Raw genomic sequence first — 26,011 nt, forward strand, 5'->3', positions numbered from 1 at the left:
CCTAAGTTTGAAGCAGAGAATTATCACAGCGCTCATACTTGCCCCTCTCGTTATCTTGGGCATTCTTTATTTGCCCCTTGCTTGGTTTCTTTTCGCATTAGCGGTGATTACACTAATCGGTTTCTGGGAATGGACGCAATTTGTTAATGCTAAATCTCGTCATTTGGCGTTAATTCCTTCACTCGTCGTTGGAGCAGCAAGTTTCGCTTGGTTGCATCCCGATATGAACTCTCTGAATCATTTGACCTCTGCCCATTACTCCTTTTTGCTTGTCGGCACTTTATGGTGGGTCGCATCCAGTTATTTGGCCATCACTTACCCAAAGTCTCGCCCATGGTGGGAAAATAGTCGGGTATTGCGCCATATTTTCGGCTTGCTTACACTACTGCCATTCTATTGGAGTGTGGTTTGCCTGCGCGCAGAATCGATGGATATCGATGCGTTACATGGAGCGAAATTGGTTCTGTTTGTGTGTTTGATCGTTTGGTCTGCAGACAGTGGCGCTTACTTTGCTGGTAAACGCTTTGGTAAACGCAAAATGGCTCCTGCCGTTAGCCCAAATAAGACCATCGAAGGTTTGATGGGGGGTATGGTGATTTCTGTTGTGGTTGGCGGTGTTGTGGCCAGCTGCTTTGAATTGCACTTTAGTTCAGCGTTAATGATGTACGTCACCATCTTGTGTACCGCCGGTATTTCGGTATTGGGCGACTTGGTTGAGAGTATGTTTAAACGCGTCTCCAACATTAAAGACAGTAGTCATATCATTCCTGGACACGGTGGTATTTTGGACCGCATCGACAGTCTTACGGCTGCCTTCCCAGTCTTTGCGTTTCTGTATTTCTTTTTCTAATTGAGCGGACAAGCCTAGTGCTTGTCCGTTTTATCTAACAACGGTTTTAGCTATGCGTAAGTTAACGATTCTTGGTGCAACAGGTTCTATTGGTGCGAGCACATTGAAAGTGGTCGCTGAAAACAAAGAGCAGTTTGAAGTGTTTGCTCTGGCAGCCGGAAGAAACGTAGCCAAAATGCGCTCGTTATGCGAAACATGGCGACCGACCTACGCAGTTATGGCTACGGCTGACGCTGCTCAAGAATTGCAAGTTGAACTTAGCAAAGCGAACATCGCAACTGACGTGCTTTATGGTGAAGAGGCCATGTGCCAAGTGGCATCTTGTGCTGAAGTTGACACCGTTATGGCAGCGATCGTGGGCGCGGCAGGTTTAGTACCTACCATGGCAGCAGTAAAAGCGGGTAAACGTATTTTACTGGCTAACAAAGAAGCCTTGGTAATGTCTGGTCAACTGTTTATCGATGCGGTTGAGCAGTATGGCGCTGAACTGTTACCAGTTGATAGCGAACACAATGCGATTTTTCAATGTCTGCCAACTGAAGTTCAAACCAAAATGGGACGCTGTGATTTAGCAGGCGCTGGTGTTTCACACATTATTTTGACCGGTTCTGGTGGCCCATTTCGTTATACCGACGTAAGTGAACTTGCTGCGGTGACTCCAGCACAAGCTATTGCGCATCCTAACTGGTCAATGGGACCTAAAATTTCAGTCGATTCAGCCACTATGATGAATAAGGGCCTTGAGTACATAGAAGCTCGTTGGTTGTTTAATGCGGCAAAAGATCAGCTTAAAGTGTTGATTCACCCTCAATCAGTGATTCACTCCATGGTGCAATATCTCGATGGTTCGGTAATGGCGCAGTTGGGTGAGCCTGATATGGCTACACCTATCTCGGTGACAATGAACTATCCAACACGCATTAAAGCCGGCGTTCGTCCGCTTGATTTTACCCAAATCAGTGAGCTGACCTTTATGGCTCCTGATTTTTCGCGTTACCCATGTTTGAGTTTAGCGATCGATGCTTGTTACCTTGGTCAACATGCGACAACGTCTCTTAACGCTGCTAATGAAATGGCAGTGGACGCATTTCTTAAAGGCCATATTCGTTTTACGGACATTGCGCGTATCAATGAAAGCACATTGTCAAAAGTGTGCGCGACAAATACTTCGTTACATAGCTATGACTTGGAAAGCTTACTTGAGCTAGATACAATGGCTCGCAAACAAGCTAGCCAAATTATAAAAGAGCGTATGTTATGACCGGCATAATATGGAATTTATTTGCTTTCATTGTAGCCCTAGGTGTTTTGGTTGCAGTTCATGAATTTGGCCACTTTTGGGTGGCAAGACGCTGCGGAATCAAAGTCGAAAAGTTTTCCATCGGTTTTGGCAAGTCGCTTTGGCAACGCGTGGGTAAAGATGGTACCCAATACAGCATTGCTGCTATTCCTCTTGGTGGTTATGTCAAAATGCTCGATGGGCGTGTGGACGACATTCCCGCTGAGCTTCAAGGTCAAGCGTTTGACCAAAAGACCTTATGGCAACGTGCTGCGGTTGTTGCGGCAGGTCCTGTATTTAACTTCCTTTTCGCTATCATTGCCTACTGGTTAGTGTTCACTATTGGTGTTCCAACCGTAAAGCCAGTGATTGGTGACGTTTCCTCTTATTCGATTGCTGCAGACGCAGGCCTTGAGTCTGGTATGGAGATTTTGGATGTCTCTGGTACTCGTACGCCGGACTGGGAAAGCGTCAACATGGAATTGGCGTCGCATATTGGCGATGACAGCTTAACTTTGACCGTCACTTCTCCAGAAGGTGTCGGACTGCAAGAAATAAAAACTTTAAATCTATCTACTTGGAACTTTGACCCTGAATCAGAGTCTGCTATGGGAGCGCTTGGATTTAAGCCTTTTACTCCTGAGATTTCGATGACGTTAGTGAACGTTGCGAAAGACGGAGCAGGGGAAAAAGCAGGGCTTAAAGTGGGCGACGAGCTGCAGTTTATGGGTGGACAAAAAATCACTCAATGGCAGCAAGTGGTCAATAGTATTCAGAATCATCCTGGCGAACCTATTACGGTAGACGTGTTACGCCAAGGAGAGCCTGTCTCTTTGATTTTAACGCCAGAGCGTAAAGATCTTGGTAAAGGTAAAGTGATTGGATTTGCTGGAATTGCTCCTAAAGTCGCAGATTGGCCTTCAGATTATCGATTTGAACTTCAATTTGGTGTATTTGAGTCTTTCAGTAAAGCAGTTGATAAAACGGGACAAATCATTGGTTTAACCGTTAGTATGCTTAAAAAACTGCTGGTCGGTGATGTTGGGTTAAATAACCTAAGTGGGCCTATCTCTATTGCGAAAGGAGCGGGTGCCACTGCCGATTACGGATTGGTGTACTTCTTAGGGTTCTTAGCACTGATCAGTGTGAACCTTGGCATTATTAACCTTGTCCCATTACCAATGCTCGATGGAGGACACCTGTTGTTCTTTGCTATTGAAGCTGTGATTCGTCGTCCTGTGCCAGAGAAGGTGCAGGAGATGGGATACCGCATTGGTGGAGCCATCATTTTCTCTTTAATGGCCGTGGCAATATTTAACGATTTTACTCGCCTGTGATTTTAAGCATTGGGCAAGGGTTGTAGTAAGGAATAACTCATAGAACTATGGCGATGAAAAAGATCCTCCTCGCGACAATGCTCGCAACAAGCGTGTCAGCGAACGGTGCCGAAAACTTTGTTGTAAAGGATATCCAGATTGAAGGTTTACAGCGTGTAGCACTGGGTGCCGCGTTGTTGAAAATGCCTGTCCGTGTTGGAGATACCGTAGACTCACAAGATATCGCAGACATTATTCAGTCATTGTATGCCTCTGGTAACTTTGAAAATGTCAAAGTAATGCGCGATGGTTCTGCTTTAGTCGTTCAAGTGAAAGAGCGTCCTACGATTGCTAGTGTTTCTTTTTCTGGCAATAAAGCGATTAAAGAAGAGCAACTCAAGCAAAACCTAGATGCGTCTAATATTCGCGTAGGTGAAGCCTTAGATCGTACTAAGCTCACTAACATCGAAAAAGGCTTAGAAGATTTCTACTACAGCGTGGGTAAATATAACGCGACAGTAAAAGCGGTTGTGACCCCTTTACCGCGTAACCGTGCTGACCTGAAATTTGTCTTCACTGAAGGTGTTTCCGCCAAAATCAAACAGATCAACTTTATCGGTAACCATGTGTTTAGTGATAAAGACCTGCTGAGTAAATTTGATTTAAATGCCGACGTTTCTTGGTGGAACTTCCTCTCTAGCGACAAATATCAAAAACAAGTACTGGCTGGCGATTTAGAAAAGCTGAAAACTTTTTATCTGGACCGTGGCTACCTGAAATTCAAAGTGGAATCGACGGAAGTCTCTATCTCTCCAGATAAGAAAGGGGTTTATATAACTCTGAATATCAACGAAGGTAAACCGTATACGGTGAAATCTGTTGATTTTAAAGGTGATTTACTTGGCAAAGAAGATGAGTTTAAAGCGCTAGTTGATTTCGATATGGGCAGTACCTACAAAGGTTCTGCTGTGACTGCGTTAGAAGAGAACGTGAAAAAAGTACTGGGTGAGGCGGGTTATGCGTATCCTCAAGTGCGTACCGTTCCAACTTTCGATGACGAAAAACAAGAAGTGTCTTTGACGGTACAAATTGACCCAGGCAAGCGTATGTATGTACGCGATATTCGCTTTATGGGTAACACGGTAACGAAAGATGAAGTGTTGCGTCGTGAAATGCGCCAAATGGAAGGTAGCTGGCTTAACTCTAAATCAGTTGAGTTGGGTAAAACTCGTCTAAACCGTCTTGGCTTCTTCGAAACCGTCGATGTTCAAACTGAGCGCGTTCCTGGCACCGATGACCAAGTTGACGTGGTCTACAAGGTAAAAGAAGCCAACTCAGGTAGCATTAACTTTGGTGTCGGTTACGGTACTGAATCTGGTGTGAGCTTCCAAGTTGGTTTAACGCAAGATAACTTCTTGGGTAGTGGTAACCGAGTTAGTATCAGTGCCACAACCAATGATTACCAACAAAACATTACTCTGGAATACAAAGACCCATACTGGACCTTAGATGGTGTGAGTTTGGGTGGTAAAGTCTTCCTGAATAAATTTGAAGCATCTGATGCGGGCATCGTCGACTACGACAACACCAGCTATGGTGTGAACTTTACATGGGGCTTCCCGTTTGACGAACTGAATCGTTTTGAGTTCGGCGTTGGGTATACTCACAGTAAAATCGGTAACTTGAAACCTTATCTGCAAGTTGAACAGTTCCTTAAAGCACAATCAGGTAACCTGAATTCCGACGGTAGTTTGGAAACGGATGATTACGATGTGAGTGTGGCTTGGACACGTAATAACCTTAACAAAGGTTACTTCCCAACCGCGGGTAACTACCAACGTGCATACTATGATATGACCGTTCCTGGTTCAGATGCCTTGTACTTCAAGATGCAATATGATGTGCGTCAGTACATTCCTCTGACCAAAAAAGAAGATTTCACCCTATTGCTACGTGGTCGTCTAGGCTATGGTAACGGCTACGGCCAAACGGATGGCCAAGATAACCTCTATCCATTCTATGAAAACTTCTATGCTGGTGGTTTCTCTACACTGCGCGGATTTAGCTCTAACACGGCGGGTCCAAAAGCGGTGTACCGTAGTTATGCCGACTCAAACAACGGTACCGATATTGCAACAGATGAATCTGTTGGTGGTAACGCAACTTGGCTAGCAAGTGCTGAGTTGATTGTACCTACACCATTTGCGTCGGAAGAGGTACAAAGCCAAATTCGAACCAGTGTCTTCTTCGATATGGCGAGTGTTTGGGATACCGAATTCCACTATAATGGTGACGTTTCATATGGCGATAAGTATTATTATGACTACTCAGACCCAATGAACTACCGTTCATCTTACGGTATGGCGTTACAGTGGATGTCACCAATGGGACCTTTGGTCTTCTCGGTAGCGAAACCTGTTAAAAAATATGAAGGTGATGACGAAGAATTCTTTACCTTTACCATCGGGAAAACCTTTTAATATAGGACTATATTTTGAAAAGTATCTTCAAAGCGGCTGGTGTCAGCCTTGTTATTCTTAGCTCATCATTTTTTGCCAATGCAGCACAAGCAGCTCAAAAAGTAGGCTTTATTAATACAGCCCAAGTTTTTCAGGCGCTTCCTCAACGTGAAGTGGTACTTCAAAAACTTCAATCTGAGTTTAAAGACAAAGCGGATGAGCTAAAAAGCATTCAAGAACAAGCTAAAGACAAAATGGAAAAGCTAAAACGTGATTCTTCTCTTATGAGCCAAGATGACGTTGAGAAGCTACGTATTGAAATTGGTCAACTTGAAAGCAAATACAAGATCAAAGCTCAAGCGTTAGATCAAGCATCAAAACGCCGTGAAGCAGAAGAAAAACAGAAACTATTCCAAATCATTCAGGATGCTGTGAAGAAAGTGGCTGAGAAAGACGGCTATGACATGATCGTTGATGCTGGTGCTCTGCAGTACGCGAAGCCTCAATACAACATCTCTGAAGAAGTGATTAAATCTATTAAGTAATTGTTATTATGACCACACTAACTTTAGCCGAATTGGCAAAAATTACCGGGGGTGAGCTGTTTGGCGATCACTCTGCGGTTGTGACAGCTGTAGCACCTATGGACAAAGCGCAAGAGGGGCATGTGACCTTCTTGTCTAATCCTAAATACAGTAAACACCTTGCAGCATGTAAAGCAACGGTCATCATGGTAAAAGCGTCTGAGCGTGAACTTTGTCCGGCCAATGCATTGGTGGTGGCAGACCCTTACGTTGCTTTTGCCCGCGTAACTCAAGCGCTAGATACGACACCTGCTCCTGCGGTGGAAATTGCGCCATCAGCGGTTATCGCTAAGGATGCTAAGTTAGGTAAAAATGTTGCGGTTGGCGCAAATGCAGTGATTGAATCTGGCGTTGAGCTAGGTGATAACGCGGTGATTGGCGCTGGTTGCTTCATTGGTAAGAACGCAAAAATTGGTCAAAACACCAAGTTGTGGGCAAACGTATCGGTTTACCACAACGTGGTGATTGGTGATCACTGTCTGGTTCAATCAGGCACGGTTATCGGTTCTGACGGTTTCGGTTACGCAAACGAAAAAGGTGAGTGGATCAAGATTCCTCAACTTGGTTCTGTGCGTATTGGCAATCGTGTTGAGATTGGTGCATGTACTACGATTGACCGTGGCGCACTAGACGACACGGTTATCGAAGATAACGTCATTATCGATAACCAACTGCAAATCGCCCATAACGTGCACATCGGATATGGTACAGCGATGGCAGGTGGTACTATCATCGCCGGCAGTACCACCATAGGTAAGTACTGTATTATTGGCGGAGCATCGGTCATTAATGGCCATATCGAAATTGCTGATGGTGTCACCATCACCGGTATGGGCATGGTAATGCGCAGCATTACTGAGAAAGGTGTTTACTCTTCTGGTATCCCGCTACAGACGAATAAAGAATGGCGTAAAACCGCAACACGTGTTCATCGTATTGAAGAGATGAATAAGCGTTTGAAAGCGGTAGAAAAGCTGCTTGAACAAAAAAACGACGCTTAGTTCGGTTTTTTGTCAAAAAGGCTCGCATGCTGCGAGTCTTTTTCGTCTATAATGCCCGCAGTTTAATTTAATCTGTATTTTTGAATAGGAATATGACTTTGACTACTGAAAAGAAAACGATGAATATCACTGAAATTCAGGCGCTTCTTCCTCATCGCTACCCATTTTTGTTGATTGATCGCGTTACGGATTTTGAAGAAGGTAAGTATCTGATTGGTCTGAAAAACGTTTCAGTGAATGAGCCTCAGTTTACTGGTCATTTCCCTCAACTTCCTGTATTTCCAGGCGTATTGATCCTTGAAGCTATGGCTCAAGCAACAGGTCTGCTTGCATTCAAAACTTTTGGTGCACCAAAAGAGAATGAACTGTATTACTTTGCTAGTATTGATAATGCTAAATTCCGTAAGCCAGTGACCCCAGGTGATCAACTGATCATCGAAGTGGAATTTTTGAAAGAGCGCCGTGGTATTGCGCTATTCAATGGTACGGCAAAAGTAGACGGTGAAGTTGTGTGTTCAGCTGAACTGAAATGTGCACGTCGAGAGTTTTAATATGATCCATGAAACCGCTCAAATCCATCCATCTGCGGTGGTAGAAGAGGGTGCCGTAATTGGTGCCAACGTAAAAATTGGTCCATTTTGTTACGTAGACAGCAAAGTTGAAATTGGCGAAGGCACTCAACTGATGTCGCACGTGGTGGTAAAAGGACCAACTAAAATTGGTAAAGATAACCGTATCTTCCAATTTGCTTCCATTGGTGAAGAGTGTCAGGACCTGAAATACAAAGGTGAAGATACTCAACTGATCATTGGTGATCGTAATACCATTCGTGAAAGTGTGACAATGCACCGTGGCACTGTTCAAGATCACGGTATCACTCAAGTTGGCAGCGATAACTTGTTTATGATCAACGCACACGTTGCACATGACTGTGTTGTCGGTAACCGTTGTATTTTTGCTAACAACGCGACACTGGCTGGTCACGTTACGATTGAAGACAACGCGATTGTTGGCGGTATGTCTGCCATTCACCAGTTCTGTAAAGTAGGCGCTCATGCGATGCTTGGCGGCGGTTCAATTGTGGTTCAAGACGTTCCTCCTTACGTGATGGCACAAGGTAACCACTGTGCGCCGTTCGGTATTAATATCGAAGGCTTGAAACGTCGTGGTTTCGAAAAAGCAGAAATCCACGCGATTCGCCGCGCATACAAAGCGATCTATCGCGCTGGTATTACTTTGGAAGAAGCGAAAGCGGAAATTGCCAAAGATGCAAGCGAATTCCCAGTCGTACAGCGTTTCTTGGACTTCCTTGAAGATTCAAAACGCGGCATCATTCGTTAATTTTTGCCAAAGTTAATGAAGCAAGAGATCGCTATTTTCGGGTAGCGATCTTTTCCATTTTTATGGAATGTCACTTTACGAAGTGCTTTTCCATAAAATCGGACAGAGCATTGATCAAGAGGATAAAAACGTGGAGAGACCACTGCGTATCGGTATTGTCGCCGGTGAGTTATCTGGAGATACGTTAGGCGAGGGATTCATTCAAGCGGTAAAAGCGCGTTATCCTAATGCTGAATTTGTCGGTATTGGCGGCCCTAAAATGATCTCCCAAGGATGCCAATCTCTTTTCGATATGGAAGAGTTGGCTGTCATGGGCTTGGTTGAAGTGTTAGGTCGTTTACCACGCCTCTTAAAAGTGAAAGCTGAACTCGTTCGCTATTTTACCCAAAATCCTCCTGATGTGTTTGTCGGCATTGATGCGCCAGATTTTAACTTGCGCCTTGAACTCGATCTCAAACAGGCGGGGATTAAAACTGTTCATTACGTCAGTCCATCGGTTTGGGCATGGCGTCAAAAGCGCATCTATAAAATTGCCGCAGCGACGAATTTGGTGCTCGCCTTTTTGCCCTTTGAAAAAGAATTTTACGATCGCTTCAATGTGCCTTGTGAATTTATCGGCCATACCTTGGCTGATGCCATTCCTTTTCATACCGATAAACAGCAAGCACGCCAACTGCTCGGCTTAGCGCAAGATAAACAATGGCTGGCTGTTCTACCTGGGAGCCGCGGCGGTGAGATGAAAAAATTGGCGGAGCCATTTATTCGTACTTGCCAGCGTTTACGTGCAACGCACCCTGAATTGCAATTTGTGGTGGCACTGGTTAACGCTAAGCGACGAGCTGAGTTTGAAGAAATTCGTCAGCAAGTGGCTCCTGAACTTGAATTTACCCTAGTGGATGACACGGCGCGTAATGTGATTGCTGCATCCGACGCGGTGATGCTCGCGTCAGGTACTGTCGCGCTTGAGTGTATGTTGCTGAAACGTCCGATGGTAGTGGGTTATCGCGTGAATGGGTTTACCGCATTTCTTGCCAAACGCTTATTGAAGACTAAGTATGTCTCTTTACCCAATATTTTGGCGGACCAACTATTGGTGAAAGAGCTTTTGCAAGACGATTGCACCGTCGATAATCTGTACGCAGAAGTGTGCCGTTTACTGGATGAAGACAACCAGCCTATGCTGGATAAGTTTGATGAAATGCACCATTGGATTCGCAAAGACGCTGATGTTCAAGCGGCGAATGCAGTGCTCAAGTTAGTAGAGAATGCGTAACATGGCGAAAGCTCCTGTAAAAGAATTACCTCCATTTGAGATTCCCACTGGCTATGCATTGATTGCCGGTGTTGATGAAGTCGGTCGTGGCCCACTAGTGGGTGATGTTGTGACTGCTGCTGTGATTTTGGATCCGAATAATCCGATTGAAGGATTAAATGACTCTAAGAAATTGTCAGAGAAGAAACGTCTGGCACTTTTCCCTGAGATCCAAGAAAAAGCGTTAGCTTGGGCGGTAGGTCGTTGTTCGCCACAAGAGATCGATGAACTGAATATTTTTCAAGCGACGATGGTGGCGATGCAGCGCGCTGTGGCTGGTTTAAAGATTCAGCCCGATTTGGTGCTGGTTGACGGTAATAAAACACCTGCTTTACCAATGGACGCCCAAGCCGTCGTGAAAGGGGATATGCGCGTGGCACAAATCAGTGCTGCCTCGATCATTGCGAAAGTTATCCGTGACCACGAGATGGAAGAGTTGGATAAAGCGTATCCGCAGTTTGGCTTTGCCCAACATAAAGGTTATCCGACTAAAGCGCATTTTGAAGCGATTGAAAAACATGGTGTGATTGACCAACACCGTAAAAGTTTTGGTCCAGTGAAACGCGCACTCGGTTTATGATTTTGACCTCATCAGGGGAACGTTCTCCTGATGAGCAATTTGAACACAAGGTAACTAGGATAGAATTGAATGTCTGACCCAAGGTTTATCCACTTACGTATTCACAGTGACTATTCCATGGTGGATGGTCTAGGAAAAGTCCCTCCACTGGTGAAAAAAGTGGCTGAAATGGGCATGCCAGCGATGGCATTGACCGATTTTACAAACTTGTGTGGTTTGGTGAAATTTTATGGCAATGCGAACAGCAATGGGGTTAAGGCTATTGTTGGTGCCGACTTTTCAATGCGTTCTGACGAGTTTGGCGAAGAGCTCACCAAGTTAACTATTCTGGCCAAAGATAACGTTGGGTACAAAAACCTTACTTTATTGATCTCTAAAGCCTATTTACGCGGACATATCCAACATCAACCGGTTATCGATAAAGAGTGGTTGATTGAATATGCTCCAGGGTTGATTGTGCTGTCTGGTGGTAAATGGGGGGAAGTTGGCCGAGCTTTGCTTAAAGGCAATAACGCTTTAGCTCAGCAATGTGTTCAATTCTATCAAACCCATTTCAAAGATAACTTCTATCTCGAGTTGACCCGAACAGGGCGCGCCGATGAAGAAGCGTATCTGCACTTTGCGCTGCAAGTAGCGCAGCAAAATGATCTTCCGGTCGTGGCAACCAACGACGTGGTGTTTTTAACTGAAGATCTTTTTGAAGCGCATGAAATTCGCGTGGCGATTCATGATGGCTATACCTTAGACGACCCTCGTCGACCAAAAAATTACAGTCCACAGCAGTACCTTCGTAGTGAAGAGGAAATGTGTGAGCTGTTTGCCGATATTCCTGAAGCGCTACAAAACAGTGTTGAAATCGCTAAACGTTGTAACGTAACTGTACGTCTGGGCGAATACTTCCTGCCAAACTTTCCAACCGAAGGGATGGAAATTGAAGAGTTCCTGGTTAAGAAAGCCCATCATGGATTGGAAGAACGCTTAGAATTCTTGTTCCCCGATCCGCAAGTTCGGGCTGAACGTCGTCCGCCATACGATGAACGTTTGGAAATCGAACTGGGCGTAATCAACCAGATGGGGTTCCCAGGTTACTTCTTGATCGTGATGGAGTTCATCCAGTGGTCAAAAGATAACGATATCCCAGTGGGACCCGGTCGTGGTTCAGGCGCCGGTTCATTGGTGGCCTATTCACTGAAAATCACCGATTTGGATCCGCTTGAATACGACTTGCTGTTCGAACGTTTCCTTAACCCAGAACGTGTTTCCATGCCCGACTTTGACGTCGACTTCTGTATGGATAAACGCGATAAGGTGATTGACCACGTTGCTGAGATGTATGGCCGTGATGCGGTATCACAGATCATCACCTTTGGTACGATGGCGGCAAAAGCGGTAATTCGCGATGTGGGCCGCGTGCTAGGTCATCCTTTTGGTTTCTGTGACCGCATTTCTAAATTGATTCCACCCGATCCGGGCATGACGTTGGAAAAGGCATTCAAAGCAGAACCGGCGTTAGGTGAACTCTACGAAGCCGATGAGGAAGTGAAAGAACTCATCGACATGTGTCGTATTCTTGAAGGTTGTACCCGAAATGCGGGTAAACACGCTGGTGGTGTGGTGATCTCGCCAACCACTATTACCGATTTCGCGCCTATTTATTGCGATGCTGAAGGTAACCATCCGGTTACTCAGTTCGATAAAAGTGACGTGGAATATGCGGGGCTGGTGAAGTTTGACTTCTTGGGGTTACGTACCCTAACCATTATCGATTGGGCTCTGGGGCTGATTAACCCTCGCCAAGAGAAAAAAGGGCTACCTCCGGTTCGCATTGAGTCGATTCCACTTGATGACCATGCGTCATTTACCGTGTTGAAAAAATCGGAAACCACGGCCGTATTCCAGTTGGAATCACGTGGGATGAAAGAGCTGATTAAACGTCTGCAACCTGACTGTTTTGAAGACATCATCGCATTGGTGGCGCTGTTCCGTCCTGGGCCTTTGCAATCGGGCATGGTGGATAACTTTATCGACCGTAAACACGGTTTGGAAGAGATCTCCTACCCAGATGAAAAATGGCAGCATGCGTCGTTAAAAGAGATTTTGGAGCCGACCTACGGCATCATCCTGTATCAAGAACAGGTTATGCAGATTGCTCAGGTTCTGGCTGGCTATACCTTGGGTGGCGCGGATATGCTGCGCCGTGCGATGGGTAAGAAAAAGCCAGAAGAGATGGCAAAGCAGCGTGCGGTCTTCCAATCGGGTGCAGAGAATAACGGCGTCGACGGCGAATTGGCGATGAAGATCTTTGACTTGGTGGAGAAATTCGCCGGTTATGGCTTTAACAAATCGCACTCTGCAGCCTATGCTTTGGTTTCGTATCAGACCCTGTGGTTGAAAACACACTATCCTGCTGAGTTCATGGCAGCGGTAATGACCGCTGATATGGATAATACCGAAAAAGTGGTAGGCCTTGTTGATGAGTGTATACGGATGGGGCTAACTGTGCTGCCACCCGACATAAACAAGGGTTTATATCGCTTTAACGTCGACGATGATGGCGCGATCGTGTATGGTATCGGCGCGATAAAAGGTGTGGGTGAAGGTCCGATTGAAGCGATTCTTGAAGCGCGCAACGAAGGCGGGTATTTTAAGGACCTGTTTGATTTCTGCGCCCGTATTGATTTAAAACGTGTTAACAAACGTGTTTTGGAAAAATTGATACTGGCAGGTGCGTTGGATCGACTAGGTCCGCATCGTGCGGCCATGATGGCATCGCTCGATGATGCAGTGAAATCAGCCAGCCAATATCACCAAGCAGAAGCATTCGGTCAAACCGACATGTTTGGGGTATTAACCGATGCGCCTGAAGAAGTGGAGCAGAAATACACTCAAGTTCCACCTTGGCCAGAGAAGGTGTGGTTGGAAGGAGAACGAGAAACACTCGGTCTATACTTAACCGGTCACCCAATTAATGAATATTTAAAAGAACTGACTCATTACGTCAGTTGTCGATTAAATGAAGCCGTACCAACTCGCCGTGATCAATCTTTGACAGTGGCTGGGTTGGTGATATCTGCTCGTGTGATGACAACCAAGAAAGGTTCTCGGATTGGACTCATGACTCTTGATGACCGTTCAGGTCGAATGGAGGTGATGTTGTTCTCCGATGCGCTCGATCGTTACGCTGAACTGTTAGAAAAAGACAAAATTTTGGTGATTTCTGGACAGGTCAGCTTTGATGACTTCAATGGTGGTCTTAAAATGTCCGCGCGTGAAGTCATGGACTTGGGCAGCGCACGAGAAAAATATGCCCGAAGCTTGTCACTATCGATTGCACAATCGCAAATTGATGAGCAGTTTTTTGAGCGCTTTAGTCAGATATTAGAGCCTCACCGAGCAGGGACGGTACCTGTCAATGTATATTACCAGCGTGCAGATGCAAGAGCGCGACTCGCACTCGGTACTGAGTGGCGTGTGACGCCAAACGATACATTGTTAGATGAATTAAAACAGCTACTTGGTCAAGACCAGGTAGAACTCGAATTTAACTAAAAATTCAACGGTATTGTGCCAGTTGAATAGAAAAGGATCGTTAGATGAGCCTAAATTTTCTCGATTTTGAAAAACCTATCGTAGAACTGGAAGCTAAAATTCAGGCGCTTCGTGATGTATCTCGTCACGGCGGTGATGCTTCAGTAGATCTTGAAAAAGAGATCGAACAGTTAGAAAAGAAAAGCTTAGAGCTTAAGAAAAAGATTTTTGGTGATTTAGGTGCATGGCAAGTTGCTCAACTTGCTCGTCATCCACAGCGTCCTTACACGCTAGATTACATCAAAAACATGTTTACCGAATTTGATGAACTTGCTGGTGACCGTGCTTTTGCTGATGATAAAGCTATCGTTGGTGGTATGGCTCGTCTAGATGGTCGTCCTGTGATTGTTATTGGTCACCAAAAAGGTCGTGAAACTCGTGAAAAAGTGAAACGCAACTTTGGTATGCCAAAACCTGAAGGTTACCGTAAAGCAAAACGTTTGATGGAAATGGCTGAGCGTTTCAATATGCCAATCATTACTTTCATCGATACTGCTGGTGCTTACCCAGGTGTGGGCGCTGAAGAACGTGGTCAATCTGAAGCGATCGCAACCAACCTTAAAGTGATGGCTGGCCTTAAAGTGCCTGTTATCTGTAACGTTGTTGGTGAAGGCGGTTCAGGCGGTGCACTAGCGATTGGCGTGGGTGACTACGTGAATATGCTGCAATTCTCAACTTACTCAGTCATCTCTCCAGAAGGTTGTGCATCGATTCTTTGGCGTGATTCTGAAAAAGCACCACAAGCTGCTGAAGCCATGGGTCTGATTGCTCCTCGTCTAAAAGAGCTTGAATTGATTGATGAAATCATTGAAGAGCCACTAGGCGGCGCGCATCGCGACCACGCATTGACTGCAGCCAACATGAAAGCGACTTTGATTCGCCAGTTAGCCGACCTCGATAAGTTGGAAACCAATGATCTTCTTGATCGTCGTTACCAACGTTTGATGAACTACGGTTACTGTTAATCACCTAGTCTAGGTGTTTAATAAGTGGAAAGAGGGTTAGCTGCGGCTAGCCCTTTTGTTTTTCCGTGCTTTGCTTTTTCCCAGCTCTTTTGGTTTGGCTAGCGAAGCGGTAAACTTCTTCTGTTTTCTCGTTGGATTCCTTAACCATGAATGACTTATATGCAGATGTTGCGCGTCAACTTGATGAGCTTAAGCCTGCTCGCTTAGTGGTGGCTTTTAGCGGTGGGGTGGACTCACGAGTGCTGTTGCATCTTGTCGCTCGCTATCGTGAGCAACATGCGATTCCTTGCGTTGCAGTGCATGTTCATCATGGTTTAAGTGCGCATGCCAATGAGTGGGCAGCGCAGTGCCAAGAGTGGGGAGCGCAAGCGGGAATTGAGGTGTGCGTTGAACGTGTCACCTTATCGAGTGATTCTGGTGAGAGCTTAGAGCAGTTGGCTCGTGATGCACGTTATGCCGCGCTTGCCAAACATGTTGATTCTCAAACCCTCATGCTGCTTGGGCAACATGCGGATGATCAAGTGGAAACTTTCCTGCTGGCACTTAAGCGTGGTAGCGGTCCTAAGGGGTTGGCCTCGATGGCTGCTCACGGTAATTTTGCTCAAGGGCAGTTATTGCGTCCATTACTGACAGTGACACGTGCTGCCATTGAAGCGTATGCCCAGCAAGCTCAATTAAGCTGGGTGGAAGATGAAAGTAACCAAGATACGCGCTTTGACCGTAATTTTTTACGCCATCATGTTACGCCAACCTTAACGAAGCGGTGGCCAGGATTCTATCAAGCGATTCAACGTAGTGCGGAGTTGTGCGCAGCGCAAGAGGCGCTATTAACTGAGTTGTTGCAAGAAAAGCTGCAATTGGCGCTAAATGCGGATAACAGTTTGTCTGTGGACGTTCTCGACTCTTGTTCAGCATTGGTGCGTGGACAACTGCTGCGACAATGGCTTCAGCAGCTTAAGGTGCCGATGCCGAGCCGCCAACATACCGATATGATTTGGCATGAAGTCGCGTTAGCTCAGCAAGATGCCAATCCCAAGCTGCAGTTGGGTAAATATCAGGTTCGTCGTTTTCAGCAACGTTTGTATTGTATTGAAACTGAGAAAGATTTTTCGAGTTGGCGTGCTACGCTCAACATGAACCAGACGTTGAGGTTACCCGACTCGCTCGGCACTTTGCGTTTAGCCGCTGGAGAAAATAATACGCTTAGCCTACCTGAAGGGCATCACTCTTTTACCGTCGTCTTTGATCCCAGTGGTTTATCTGCATGCCCGGTTGGCCGTAGTGGCAGTCGTAAATTGAAAAAGTTATATCAAGAATATGGTGTGCCAAGTTGGCAACGTAGACAACTGCCGATCGTGATGTGTGATGATAAGGTCGTGGCGGTGGTGGGTTTATTTATTAGCCGTGATTTTAATGGCAAAGATTGTGAGCTCATCTGGGATAAATCTGAGAAGTTCATGGCAAACTCTTAACAAATATAGAATAACAAGGTGAAGCAATGAGAGGGTTCTCGTTAGTATGTGTTTTGGCTAGTGTATTTTTCGCTGGGCAGGTTATGGCAGCAGACGAAGCTGCGGGTCAGAAAAAAGCCGCTAGTTGTGTTGCCTGTCATGGCGCTAATGGGGTTGCGATTATTCCTGGCTATCCAAGCCTTAAAGGTCAAAACGAACAATATTTAGTCATGTCGATGCAAGCGTATAAAAACAAGCAACGCACTGGCGGTATGGCCAGTATGATGCAGGCGCAGATGTCGATTCTTAGTTATGAAGATATTGAAAATATCGCCGCTTATTTTGCTAACATGAAGTAAGTATTCTCAGTCAGATTGAATGCATATGCATCAGTCCGGCTTTTTCATTGATTGTTTGCTATGGCTAGATAATAATGCCGGCAAGTGTATGAAGTGTAAGGGACGAACATGAAAAAAATTGAAGCGATCATCAAACCGTTCAAACTTGATGATGTCCGTGAAGCATTGGCTGATGTTGGTATTACCGGTATGACTGTGTCTGAAGTGAAAGGGTTTGGTCGTCAAAAAGGTCATACTGAACTTTACCGTGGTGCTGAATACATGGTGGACTTTCTACCAAAAGTGAAACTGGAAATCGTGGTCTCCGATGACGTAGTGGAACAGTGTGTTGACACCATCATCGAAGTTGCCCAAACTGGCAAGATTGGTGACGGTAAAATCTTCATCACCGAAGTGGAGCGTGTCGTGCGTATCCGTACTGGTGAAGAAGACGAAGACGCGATCTAGTCGAATCAATTCGGTTGTATGGAGTGGTGGATTGACGCCACTCCACTGTTAAAACCATTGAAAAACAAGGAGCCAATGCTCCTTTTTTTATAGTGAAAAAACGTATGAGAAAACGCTACTTATTCTTTTCCAGCTTGCTGTTAATTGGCTCGGGGGTTAGCAGTTTCCTTACTATTTTCTCTGTCCCCAAGCATCCCCAATTATTGACGGTTAATGAAGAAGGGGAAGAACAGCCTCTCGTTTGTTACCAAGGCCATCCGCAACAGACGTTGGATCGCGATGGCGAGCTCAATCTTCTGGTGTGGAACATTTATAAGCAAAACCGCGCTGCATGGTCTGATGCTTTAACCGGTTATAGCTCTGAGGCTGATCTGCTATTGCTGCAAGAAGCCAGTATGAATGAACCGCTCAAACAATGGATTTCTCAACACAACTGGGATGGTGCGCAGGCTAACGCGTTTCGTGTCTTAGGTGAGTCTACCGGGGTGCTTAACCTGTCTAAACTGATGCCAAGTTTAGCTTGCGCCTACACTGAGGTAGAGCCTTGGCTACGCCTTCCTAAATCAGGCATCTATGCCGAATATCCACTGAGCTCTGGAGAGACTTTAGCGAGCGTTAATCTTCATGCGGTTAACTTTACTTATGGTACTGCTGAGTATGAAGCGCAGTTAAATCGTTTACTGGATCGATTAGCTCATCATCGTGGGCCGATTATTCTGGCTGGGGATTTTAATAGTTGGAGTTCTCGCCGAATGCATGTGTTAACCCATGCACTGTCGGAAATTGGCTTACGGGAAGTGGCATTTGAACCGGATAATCGTATTACCTTTTTTAACGGCCTCCCGCTAGACCATGTTTTTTATCGCGGATTGACCTTGAGAAGTGCTCAAGTGCCGAAGACAGAAGCTTCCGATCATAATCCGATGTTGGTGTCGTTTACCCTGCCCGCAAAGCGCCATTAATCAGGTTCAACTTAATTCAGATAATAAAAAAGAGTCTCATGGGAGACTCTTTTCGATTCTGTGCAAGATAACTAACTGAGCTTAAACGCTCACTTTGGTTACATCGACATACAACTTGAGCTTTTGCCCCGGTTGTAAATATTTCTGGTTGGACATTTCGTTCCACTCAATGATATCGCCCGTTTTCACTTTAAAGCGGTTAGCAATGTCACTTAAGGTATCGCCATTACGTACTTCGTAGAATACGGTGCGGATAATAGCACCATCGGAACTGGTTTTCCAAATCACCAGTTTTTGCCCTACGCGCAGGGTGTCGATTGGGCTCATGCCATTCCATTTCGCTAATGAACGATAAGGAACGTTGTTGGAGCGAGCAATGGTCCATAAACTTTCACCATCACGTACCGTGTGATCAATTTTGTATTGACCACGAGCGAGTGATTGCAATTTCGCTAGACGGTTGCTGGCGGTAAGCGCATACGCCTTGTCATCTTTCACCGCGGTTGGAATCATCAGATATTGGCCGACACGAATCGTGTTGCCCGTGAGGCTGTTAGCCGTCTGAATCACTTTGGTGGTGGTGTTATGTTTTTGCGCAATCACGCTTAGCGTATCGCCTGACTCCACTTGGTAGCGGATAAGCTTCATGCCAGAACCACGATGTTTATCGACATTAGCGACAAACTCGTCCACTCGACCCACGGGAATAAGCAGCTGGTAAGGGCCGTCTGGTGAGGTCGCCCATTGGTTATACGCTGGGTTGTAGCTTTGCAGCTCTTTCACTGTCATGCCGGCGTATTTCGCCGCAATCGCTAAATCAAGTTGCTCTTCTGGGTCAACCAATTGCAACACAGGTCTGTTTGGAATCTCAGGTAAACTGATCCCGTATTTTTTCTGATGCGCGATGATATCGGCTAACGCGAGAAGCTTAGGTACATAACCTGTCGTTTCGTCAGGTAAGTCGAGCGAGAAGAAATCGGTTGGTTTACCAAGGCGTTGGTTTTTACGAATGGCACTGGAAATTCGACCACCACCACTATTGTAGGCCGCAATGGCTTGATACCAATCACCGTTAAAACGCTCACCTAACACGCTCAGATAATCTAATGCAGCATCCGTGGCTGCATCTACATCGCGGCGACCGTCATACCAAAAATTCTGTTCTAAACCGTACATTTTGCCGGTGCTAGGAACAAACTGCCACAAACCGGCAGCGCTGCCATGGGAATAGGCAAAGGCGTCAAAGGCACTTTCAACGATAGGCAATAAGGCAAGCTCTAAAGGTAAACCACGGTCTTCGATCTTGGTTGTGATGAGATAGAGGAACGGTTTTGCACGCTCGGCAACGATTTGCAAATGATTGGGATGCTTGAGATACCACGTTCGGTAGTAATCGACAGACTTATTATGCGGAATACCAATGCTCAGTTGCATACCAATCCGCTGCCACACATCATCTTGCTCTGAAGGTAGGATAACCTTAGGCTTCTTTACCTTAGTGGTATCGTCTTTTTTCTGCGTGGCAGAGGCTTGCACCACTGCGCTGTCAGATTGAGACGCAAGTTCCCCATTTGTCTCTGATGTTGTTTGATTCTCTGGCTGGGTAATTTGACAACCGGCTAGCAGCAGAGCCAATACCCAACTGAAATGTACTCGCATGTAAGACAGCCTTTCTTCTAAATGGCTGCTGATAATACTTGTCGTATTGACATCATGACAAGTAAGAAAACGTCAAAATTCGTTTTTCCACTCGCGCAAGGCTGCAAATACTGACACAGGCTCAGCATTTAATGTGCGGTTAGCCACTGATTTTGCGACACTTGTTATGTGGGTGCGCAAAAATGGGTTGACCGCTTTTTCGATTTTTATGGTGCTAGGTAGGGTTGACCTATCCTGCGCTCTGAGGCGAATAACATCGTCTCGATAGAGTTTAAGTTCTTGATTGTCTGGCTCAATTGCCATGGCAAACGCAATATTGCTGGTGGTGTACTCGTGGGCACAGTAAACCTCGGTTTCGTCGGGTAACGTCAGCAACTTGTTAAGGGAGTGAAACATTTGCTCCATGGTTCCCTCAAAAACACGGCCACATCCCGCGGAGAATAACACATCTCCACAAAAAAGCTTATTATCGCCAACATAACCGACATGGCCTAAAGTATGGCCTGGCAGATCTAATACGGTAAAAAGTTCACCAAAAAGTTCAATTTGATTGCCGTCTTCTACCGGATGAGTCAGCGTTGGAATTGGCTCATTTTTCGGTCCGACTACATTTAGGTGTGGGAAATGGTGGACTAAATCAGGCACGCCGCCAATATGATCATGATGGTGATGCGTAATTAAGATGGCTTCTGGGGTCAATTGGTGCTCTTCTAAGTAACGAAGCACAGGGGCAGCATCGCCGGGATCGACAATAGCACAACGCTGATCGCTATTTTGAATCAGCCAGATGTAATTATCGTTAAATGCAGGTATGCTTTTGATATGTAACATGAGTTATCTCCAGTCGCCTAGGTGAAACGAGTTAGCAATGAAACCAGCACGCAGCAAAAGAAAAATTGAACAGCCTCATTCTTGGGCCCAACTGAAAAATGGACAGTGGGTTAGTGAGTCCATTCAAATGCGCCTTGATGAGTGGAGCCCAAAACTGTTTGGCTACCACTTGCTCAAATTGGGTGGATTAAGCTGTGAGCTTGCCAGCAGTCACTGCAATATTCAACACCAAGTGCATATGGATATTGAAAACCCTCTGCATACCGTGATCGCTGATGGTTATGAATTACCGTTTCTCGAAAAAAGTATAGATGCGGTCATCTTATCCCATCAGCTCGACTACTGTAACGACCCGCACCGTTTATTGCGTGAGGTTGACAGAGTTCTGATAGATGATGGCTGTCTGATCATTACTGGATTTAATCCTGTCAGTTGGATGGGGTTAGCACGACTGATGCCGTGGCGTAAAAATAATCTGCCGTGGAGTGGGCGCATGTTTACCCCTAATCGAGTCAAAGACTGGTTAGGGCTGCTCAATTATCAAGTGGTGGATTGTGAACAATACGCCGTCTTTCCGATCTATAAATACCGCACCGTATGGACTTGGTTAGAAAACTCGTTGGGTGAGTGGGCTTCCGGTTTCGGCTGCCTCTATTTTATCGTGGCGCGCAAGCGTACCTATCCGTTACAACCGATTAAACCCCACTGGCGCTTTAAACGGCGTTTTTATCCAGTAGGGATCAATTATCGATTAAAAGACGATGGAGAATGCCCGCCGCGCAGTTAGGTCGTAAAGTTAGCTCTACCTTTAGTGGGATCTGAGCTTAGCTAGGTTGGTAACCGGTATCTTCTTCGGTTGGATTGCTGGCTGCAGTGCGAGCTAACTCATCACACAATTCGTTTTCACGATGGCCCGCATGACCTTTTACCCAATGCCACTCAATGTCATGACGCTGAGTTTCTTGGTCTAACAGTTTCCAAAGGTCAGCATTTTTAACTGGTTTTTTATCTGCGGTTTTCCAATCGCGTTTTTTCCAGTTATGAATCCATTGTGTGATGCCTTGACGCACATATTGGCTATCGGTAGTTATTTTTACCGTGCAGGACTCTTTGAGTGTTTGCAAAGCCACAATGGCTGCCAACATCTCCATCCTGTTGTTAGTAGTGAGTTTATAGCCTTTAGCTAGCGTTTTTTCGGTCTGTTTATAGCGCATAACAACGCCGTAGCCGCCCGGTCCCGGGTTGCCTAAACAGGAACCATCAGTGAAAATTTCCACCAGTTTCTTCATGATTTGATACTATTGGTTTACGCACACAATTGGCATAGTCTGACATAGATATCCTAATGAATACTAGCATCAATTCCGAATACAGCCGTATCGTCGTACTCGATACGGAAACCACAGGTATGAACCGCGAAGGCGGTCCACACTACGAAGGCCACCGAATTATTGAGATCGGTGCGGTTGAAATCATTAACCGCAAACTGACCGGTAAGCATTTTCACGTCTACTTAAAACCGGATCGTTTGATTCAGGAAGAGGCGATCGATGTCCACGGTATTACCGATGAATTCTTGGTAGATAAACCAGAATATCGAGACGTGCATGAAGAGTTTCTTGATTTCATTAAAGGCGCTGAATTAGTTGCCCATAACGCGCCCTTCGACGTGGGTTTCATGGATTATGAGTTTGGCAAACTTGGTAATACATCGGTAAAAACCGCAGATATCTGCAAAGTTACCGATACCTTGGCGATGGCGAAGAAGATCTTCCCTGGTAAACGTAACAACTTGGATGTGTTATGTGAGCGCTATGGCATCGATAACTCTCATCGTACTCTGCACGGGGCATTGCTCGATGCGGAAATCCTTGCGGATGTATACCTATTAATGACCGGCGGCCAAACGTCGATGCAGTTTGCGGCGTCTGGTTCTGCTTCGGGAGAAATGGGAGCAAACTCTATAAAACGAGTTACTACCGAACGAAAACCATTAAAGGTTTTGCATGCAACGGCCGATGAAATACAAGCACATGAGGAACGATTAGGGTTAGTGAGTAATAGCCTCTGGGGACAGTAGGAGAGTCTATGTGGAAGGTTTTGATGGGTACGTTAGCCTTATTGGCGAGTATCCATGTTTGGGCGGCCAGTGAGTCCACTATGTCTCTGTTAGATAACCGCTTTCGAGTGGATCCGAGCATAGAGCAAATTACATTTGTCATCTACCGAGCGAATAATTCTCGTCCGGTGGTGTTAGTGCGTCCAGATGGCAAAAAATACTATGCGTGGAAAGTGCCTGAAAACGTTCGTTGGTACGAAGAGTCCTCGATGGACATCATTTCTGTGGAACATCCGATGCCCGGACCTTGGCAAGCGGTGGGTAAAGTCACGCCCAAAAACCACATCAAACTCATTTCCAACCTCAAATTGGCCTCTGATACCTTTCCCGCTCGTTTGTATCAAGGCGAAGAAATTAAGTTTACTGCGCGCTTAACTTCAGATGGTAAGCCGCTACAGATTCGTGAGTTTCTCGATAAAGTTCACCTCAAAGTCACCTTTACCAAATACATCGAAAACGAAGAAGCGTTAGTCAAAGAAGCGCGTCCTATTCCTGATGTGCTGGGTGAGTTTACTGATGATGGCAAAGGGCTAGACGAAAAAGCCGGTGATGGGGAATTTACGGTCGCTCTCAAAATTCATTCTGAGCCAGGCAAGTACCGTGTTCGCATTACCACGGGTAATGGAGTCTTTTTACGAGCTCAAGAGCAAGAAGTGTTGGTTTATCCGGCGCCTTACTCGACAACTTTCATTCAGTCCCGAGTAGCAGGACAGCCACATCAAATCGTTATCAGTGGCGAACAGGGTATGGTGACGCCAGGATCTCTTGCAACACAAATCGCGCATAAAGATGCCCAAGGGGCGACAGCGTATTACGATGGGCAAGCAGATAAAGAGGATTTGAAAGTCTCGGTGAATATTCCCAACAGTGGTGAATTAGGGCAGTACTCTTGGAGTGGCACCCTATATACCAATGACTTGGCATCGGGGCGCTCGCTGGTTTTCCCTCTCAATGAACATACTTACAGTATTGTTAATGAAATCGATTTGGAACAAACCCGCTTGATGCGAGAAAAAGAAGCGGAAATGCAGCGTAAAGAGCAGCAAGAAAAAGACATGCTGTTAGCGCGAGAAGAAGCGCGTAAAAGCCGGGTGATGTACATCATTATCGGTAACGTGGTTGTGATTGTCCTTGGATTGGTTGCTTGGTTTGTGATTCGTAAAGTGAAAGCGAAAAAAGCGATGCAACCGGAAATGCAACTCGATATGCCGAAGAAAAAATAGTTTTAGCCAGCTCTTACTCACGGCACATTGAACTTAAATTACGCAGAAACGTCGGAAAGGTGTAAATCTTTTGCGTAAATGGTCGACAGTGTGAGTGGAATGGGTAAACTCTCACTGTTTATGAGCATTTCCCTAAGAGAATGTCCTACACAGAACAACAAAGAGAACCAGACCTATGTACCATGATTTGATCAAAAGTGAACTAACTGAAGCGGCACAAGTGTTGAACGCTTTTTTGAGTGACGATCATAACATTGCTCAGATTGAAGCTGCGGCAAAAATGATTGCAGATTCGTTTAAACAAGGCGGTAAAGTATTGTCTTGTGGTAACGGTGGCTCACACTGTGATGCAATGCATTTTGCAGAAGAGCTAACCGGTCGTTACCGTGAAAACCGCCCTGGTTACCCAGGTATCGCGATTTCAGATCCAAGCCACCTTTCTTGTGTGAGCAATGATTTTGGCTACGATTTCGTATTTTCTCGCTATGTTGAAGCGGTTGGTATGAAAGGTGATGTGCTATTTGGTCTATCCACTTCTGGTAACTCAGGCAACATTTTAAAAGCGATTGAAGCCGCAAAAGCGAAAGGCATGAAAACCATCGCTCTTACTGGTAAAGATGGCGGTAAAATGGCCGGTGTTGCGGATGTTGAGATTCGTGTTCCTCACTTTGGCTACGCAGACCGAATTCAAGAAGTGCATATTAAAATCATTCACATCGTGATCCAATTGATCGAAAAAGAGATGGCGTAATGACATTCATCCCCATAGAGAATGTCGTATTGTTTATGGGGATGGTGGTTTAAAAGAAGGAGTGGTTTAAACCATGTGTGAGTTGCTCGGAATGAGCGCAAATGTGCCCACCGATATCTGCTTTAGTTTTACTGGCCTAATTCAACGTGGTGGCCGCACTGGTCCACACCGTGATGGTTGGGGGATTGCCTTTTATGAAGGAAAAGGTTTTCGTACTTTTAAAGATCCTGCGCCAAGCTGCCAGTCCAAAATCGCACAATTAGTGCAAAGTTACCCGATCAAAAGTCGCGCAGTCATCAGTCATATTCGTCAAGCGAACCGTGGTAGCGTGTGCTTAGAGAACACTCACCCTTTTACTCGCGAGTTGTGGGGACGTTACTGGACTTTCGCTCATAATGGTCAATTGACCGGTTATGAAACGATGGAAACCGGACATCATCGTCCTGTCGGTCAAACGGATAGCGAACTTGCTTTTTGTTGGCTACTCAATCAACTCGAACATCGTTATCCTGAGCCACCTGTCGATATGAGCGAAGTGTTTCGCTTTGTGACGGCCTTGTGTGATCAGCTCAGAGAGAAAGGCGTGTTTAACATGCTGCTTTCTGACGGTGAGTATGTGATGAGCTACTGCACAAATCATCTTTACTGGATTACACGTCAGGCACCATTTGGTCATGCCAATTTGATTGATGAAGATGTCGAGATCAATTTCCAAGAAGAGACGACGCCAGAAGATGTTGTGTCAGTGATTGCGACTCAGCCTCTAACAGGCAATGAGAATTGGCAACGAATGAAGCCGGGGGAATATGGCCTGTTTCATTTTGGTAAACGGATCGCCACGAACCAAGCTGAGTTGTCTGATGTTCCTTTTGCTGCCCCGCGTCCTGGGAATCAAGCTCCGACAGAACCTCTGGTTTAGTTTTAAATCGATAAC

At 45.7% G+C, this 26,011-nt stretch carries 24 protein-coding genes; 21 read left to right on the forward strand and 3 right to left on the reverse strand.

Features of this window, described 5'->3' with window-relative positions; translation table 11 throughout:
• Nucleotides 1–7: 7 nt before the first annotated feature.
• From OCV11_RS03620 to OCV11_RS03695, 16 genes are all read left to right on the forward strand, one after another.
• Nucleotides 8–850 (forward strand): phosphatidate cytidylyltransferase, encoded by an 843-nt coding sequence (locus tag OCV11_RS03620; RefSeq protein WP_261895061.1) that lies wholly within the window; start codon nt 8–10, stop codon nt 848–850.
• A gap of 52 nt (nt 851–902) precedes the next feature.
• Nucleotides 903–2,111, forward strand: a complete 1,209-nt coding sequence (gene ispC, locus OCV11_RS03625) for a 1-deoxy-D-xylulose-5-phosphate reductoisomerase (protein WP_261895062.1) — start codon at nt 903–905, stop codon at nt 2,109–2,111.
• Nucleotides 2,108–3,466: a sigma E protease regulator RseP gene (gene rseP, locus OCV11_RS03630; RefSeq protein WP_261895063.1), complete on the forward strand. Its 1,359-nt coding sequence runs from the start codon at nt 2,108–2,110 to the stop codon at nt 3,464–3,466. Before ispC ends, rseP begins: the two co-directional genes overlap by 4 nt.
• A 47-nt stretch (nt 3,467–3,513) precedes the next feature.
• Nucleotides 3,514–5,925, forward strand: a complete 2,412-nt coding sequence (bamA, locus tag OCV11_RS03635; protein ID WP_261895064.1) for an outer membrane protein assembly factor BamA — start codon at nt 3,514–3,516, stop codon at nt 5,923–5,925.
• 14 nt (nt 5,926–5,939) lie between these two features.
• Nucleotides 5,940–6,449 carry an OmpH family outer membrane protein gene (locus tag OCV11_RS03640; protein ID WP_261895065.1) on the forward strand — a complete coding sequence of 170 codons (510 nt, stop codon included), beginning with the start codon at nt 5,940–5,942 and terminating at the stop codon, nt 6,447–6,449.
• Nucleotides 6,450–6,457: 8 nt separating this feature from the next.
• The gene (gene lpxD, locus OCV11_RS03645) at nt 6,458–7,489 is read left to right on the forward strand and encodes a UDP-3-O-(3-hydroxymyristoyl)glucosamine N-acyltransferase (protein ID WP_261895066.1); all 1,032 of its coding nucleotides are present in this window, start codon (nt 6,458–6,460) and stop codon (nt 7,487–7,489) included.
• Between the two features lie 119 nt (nt 7,490–7,608).
• Nucleotides 7,609–8,040, forward strand: coding sequence for a 3-hydroxyacyl-ACP dehydratase FabZ (gene fabZ / locus OCV11_RS03650; protein WP_261896219.1), 432 nt, complete (start codon nt 7,609–7,611; stop codon nt 8,038–8,040).
• Nucleotide 8,041: 1 nt separating this feature from the next.
• Nucleotides 8,042–8,830, forward strand: coding sequence for an acyl-ACP--UDP-N-acetylglucosamine O-acyltransferase (gene lpxA, locus OCV11_RS03655; RefSeq protein WP_261895067.1), 789 nt, complete (start codon nt 8,042–8,044; stop codon nt 8,828–8,830).
• A gap of 130 nt (nt 8,831–8,960) precedes the next feature.
• Nucleotides 8,961–10,103 (forward strand): lipid-A-disaccharide synthase, encoded by a 1,143-nt coding sequence (lpxB, locus tag OCV11_RS03660; protein ID WP_261895068.1) that lies wholly within the window; start codon nt 8,961–8,963, stop codon nt 10,101–10,103.
• 1 nt (nt 10,104) lies between these two features.
• Nucleotides 10,105–10,722 (forward strand): ribonuclease HII, encoded by a 618-nt coding sequence (gene rnhB / locus OCV11_RS03665; protein WP_261895069.1) that lies wholly within the window; start codon nt 10,105–10,107, stop codon nt 10,720–10,722.
• A gap of 69 nt (nt 10,723–10,791) precedes the next feature.
• Nucleotides 10,792–14,271, forward strand: coding sequence for a DNA polymerase III subunit alpha (gene dnaE, locus OCV11_RS03670; protein WP_261895070.1), 3,480 nt, complete (start codon nt 10,792–10,794; stop codon nt 14,269–14,271).
• Nucleotides 14,272–14,315: 44 nt separating this feature from the next.
• Nucleotides 14,316–15,275, forward strand: coding sequence for an acetyl-CoA carboxylase carboxyl transferase subunit alpha (gene accA / locus OCV11_RS03675; RefSeq protein ID WP_261895071.1), 960 nt, complete (start codon nt 14,316–14,318; stop codon nt 15,273–15,275).
• Between the two features lie 146 nt (nt 15,276–15,421).
• Nucleotides 15,422–16,747 carry a tRNA lysidine(34) synthetase TilS gene (gene tilS / locus OCV11_RS03680; RefSeq protein WP_261895072.1) on the forward strand — a complete coding sequence of 442 codons (1,326 nt, stop codon included), beginning with the start codon at nt 15,422–15,424 and terminating at the stop codon, nt 16,745–16,747.
• Nucleotides 16,748–16,773: 26 nt separating this feature from the next.
• A complete protein-coding gene (locus tag OCV11_RS03685) occupies nt 16,774–17,085 on the forward strand; it encodes a c-type cytochrome (RefSeq protein WP_261895073.1) in 312 nt (103 codons plus the stop codon).
• Nucleotides 17,086–17,193: 108 nt separating this feature from the next.
• Entirely contained in the window at nt 17,194–17,532 is a 339-nt protein-coding gene (gene glnB, locus OCV11_RS03690) for a nitrogen regulatory protein P-II (RefSeq protein WP_068712407.1), read from the forward strand.
• 104 nt (nt 17,533–17,636) lie between these two features.
• A complete protein-coding gene (locus OCV11_RS03695) occupies nt 17,637–18,494 on the forward strand; it encodes an endonuclease/exonuclease/phosphatase family protein (RefSeq protein ID WP_261895074.1) in 858 nt (285 codons plus the stop codon).
• Nucleotides 18,495–18,575: 81 nt separating this feature from the next.
• Here OCV11_RS03695 and OCV11_RS03700 read toward each other — a convergent pair whose 3' ends face one another.
• Together OCV11_RS03700 and gloB are read right to left on the reverse strand one after the other, a co-directional pair.
• Nucleotides 18,576–20,153, reverse strand: a complete 1,578-nt coding sequence (locus OCV11_RS03700; protein WP_261895075.1) for a LysM peptidoglycan-binding domain-containing protein — start codon at nt 20,151–20,153, stop codon at nt 18,576–18,578.
• A gap of 72 nt (nt 20,154–20,225) precedes the next feature.
• Nucleotides 20,226–20,984: a hydroxyacylglutathione hydrolase gene (gloB, locus tag OCV11_RS03705; RefSeq protein ID WP_261895076.1), complete on the reverse strand. Its 759-nt coding sequence runs from the start codon at nt 20,982–20,984 to the stop codon at nt 20,226–20,228.
• 37 nt (nt 20,985–21,021) lie between these two features.
• Here gloB and OCV11_RS03710 point away from each other — a divergent pair, with 37 nt between their 5' ends.
• Nucleotides 21,022–21,771, forward strand: coding sequence for a class I SAM-dependent methyltransferase (locus OCV11_RS03710; protein ID WP_261895077.1), 750 nt, complete (start codon nt 21,022–21,024; stop codon nt 21,769–21,771).
• Between the two features lie 37 nt (nt 21,772–21,808).
• On the opposite strand, the gene rnhA is transcribed toward OCV11_RS03710, so the two are convergent.
• Nucleotides 21,809–22,273 carry a ribonuclease HI gene (gene rnhA / locus OCV11_RS03715; RefSeq protein WP_261895078.1) on the reverse strand — a complete coding sequence of 155 codons (465 nt, stop codon included), beginning with the start codon at nt 22,271–22,273 and terminating at the stop codon, nt 21,809–21,811.
• A 56-nt stretch (nt 22,274–22,329) separates the two neighbouring features.
• Here rnhA and dnaQ point away from each other — a divergent pair, with 56 nt between their 5' ends.
• The 4 genes from dnaQ (at nt 22,330) to OCV11_RS03735 (ending at nt 25,996) form a co-directional block, all read left to right on the forward strand.
• Nucleotides 22,330–23,064, forward strand: a complete 735-nt coding sequence (gene dnaQ, locus OCV11_RS03720) for a DNA polymerase III subunit epsilon (protein WP_261895080.1) — start codon at nt 22,330–22,332, stop codon at nt 23,062–23,064.
• A gap of 8 nt (nt 23,065–23,072) precedes the next feature.
• Entirely contained in the window at nt 23,073–24,326 is a 1,254-nt protein-coding gene (locus OCV11_RS03725; RefSeq protein WP_261895082.1) for a TIGR03503 family protein, read from the forward strand.
• 175 nt (nt 24,327–24,501) lie between these two features.
• Nucleotides 24,502–25,077, forward strand: coding sequence for a D-sedoheptulose 7-phosphate isomerase (gene lpcA, locus OCV11_RS03730; protein ID WP_261895083.1), 576 nt, complete (start codon nt 24,502–24,504; stop codon nt 25,075–25,077).
• A 73-nt stretch (nt 25,078–25,150) separates the two neighbouring features.
• On the forward strand, nt 25,151–25,996 hold the full coding sequence (locus tag OCV11_RS03735; protein ID WP_261895085.1) for a class II glutamine amidotransferase: 846 nt from the start codon (nt 25,151–25,153) through the stop codon (nt 25,994–25,996).
• Nucleotides 25,997–26,011: the final 15 nt, after the last annotated feature.

The sequence above is a fragment of the Vibrio porteresiae DSM 19223 genome, from assembly GCF_024347055.1.
In the GTDB taxonomy this organism is placed as follows: domain Bacteria; phylum Pseudomonadota; class Gammaproteobacteria; order Enterobacterales; family Vibrionaceae; genus Vibrio; species Vibrio porteresiae.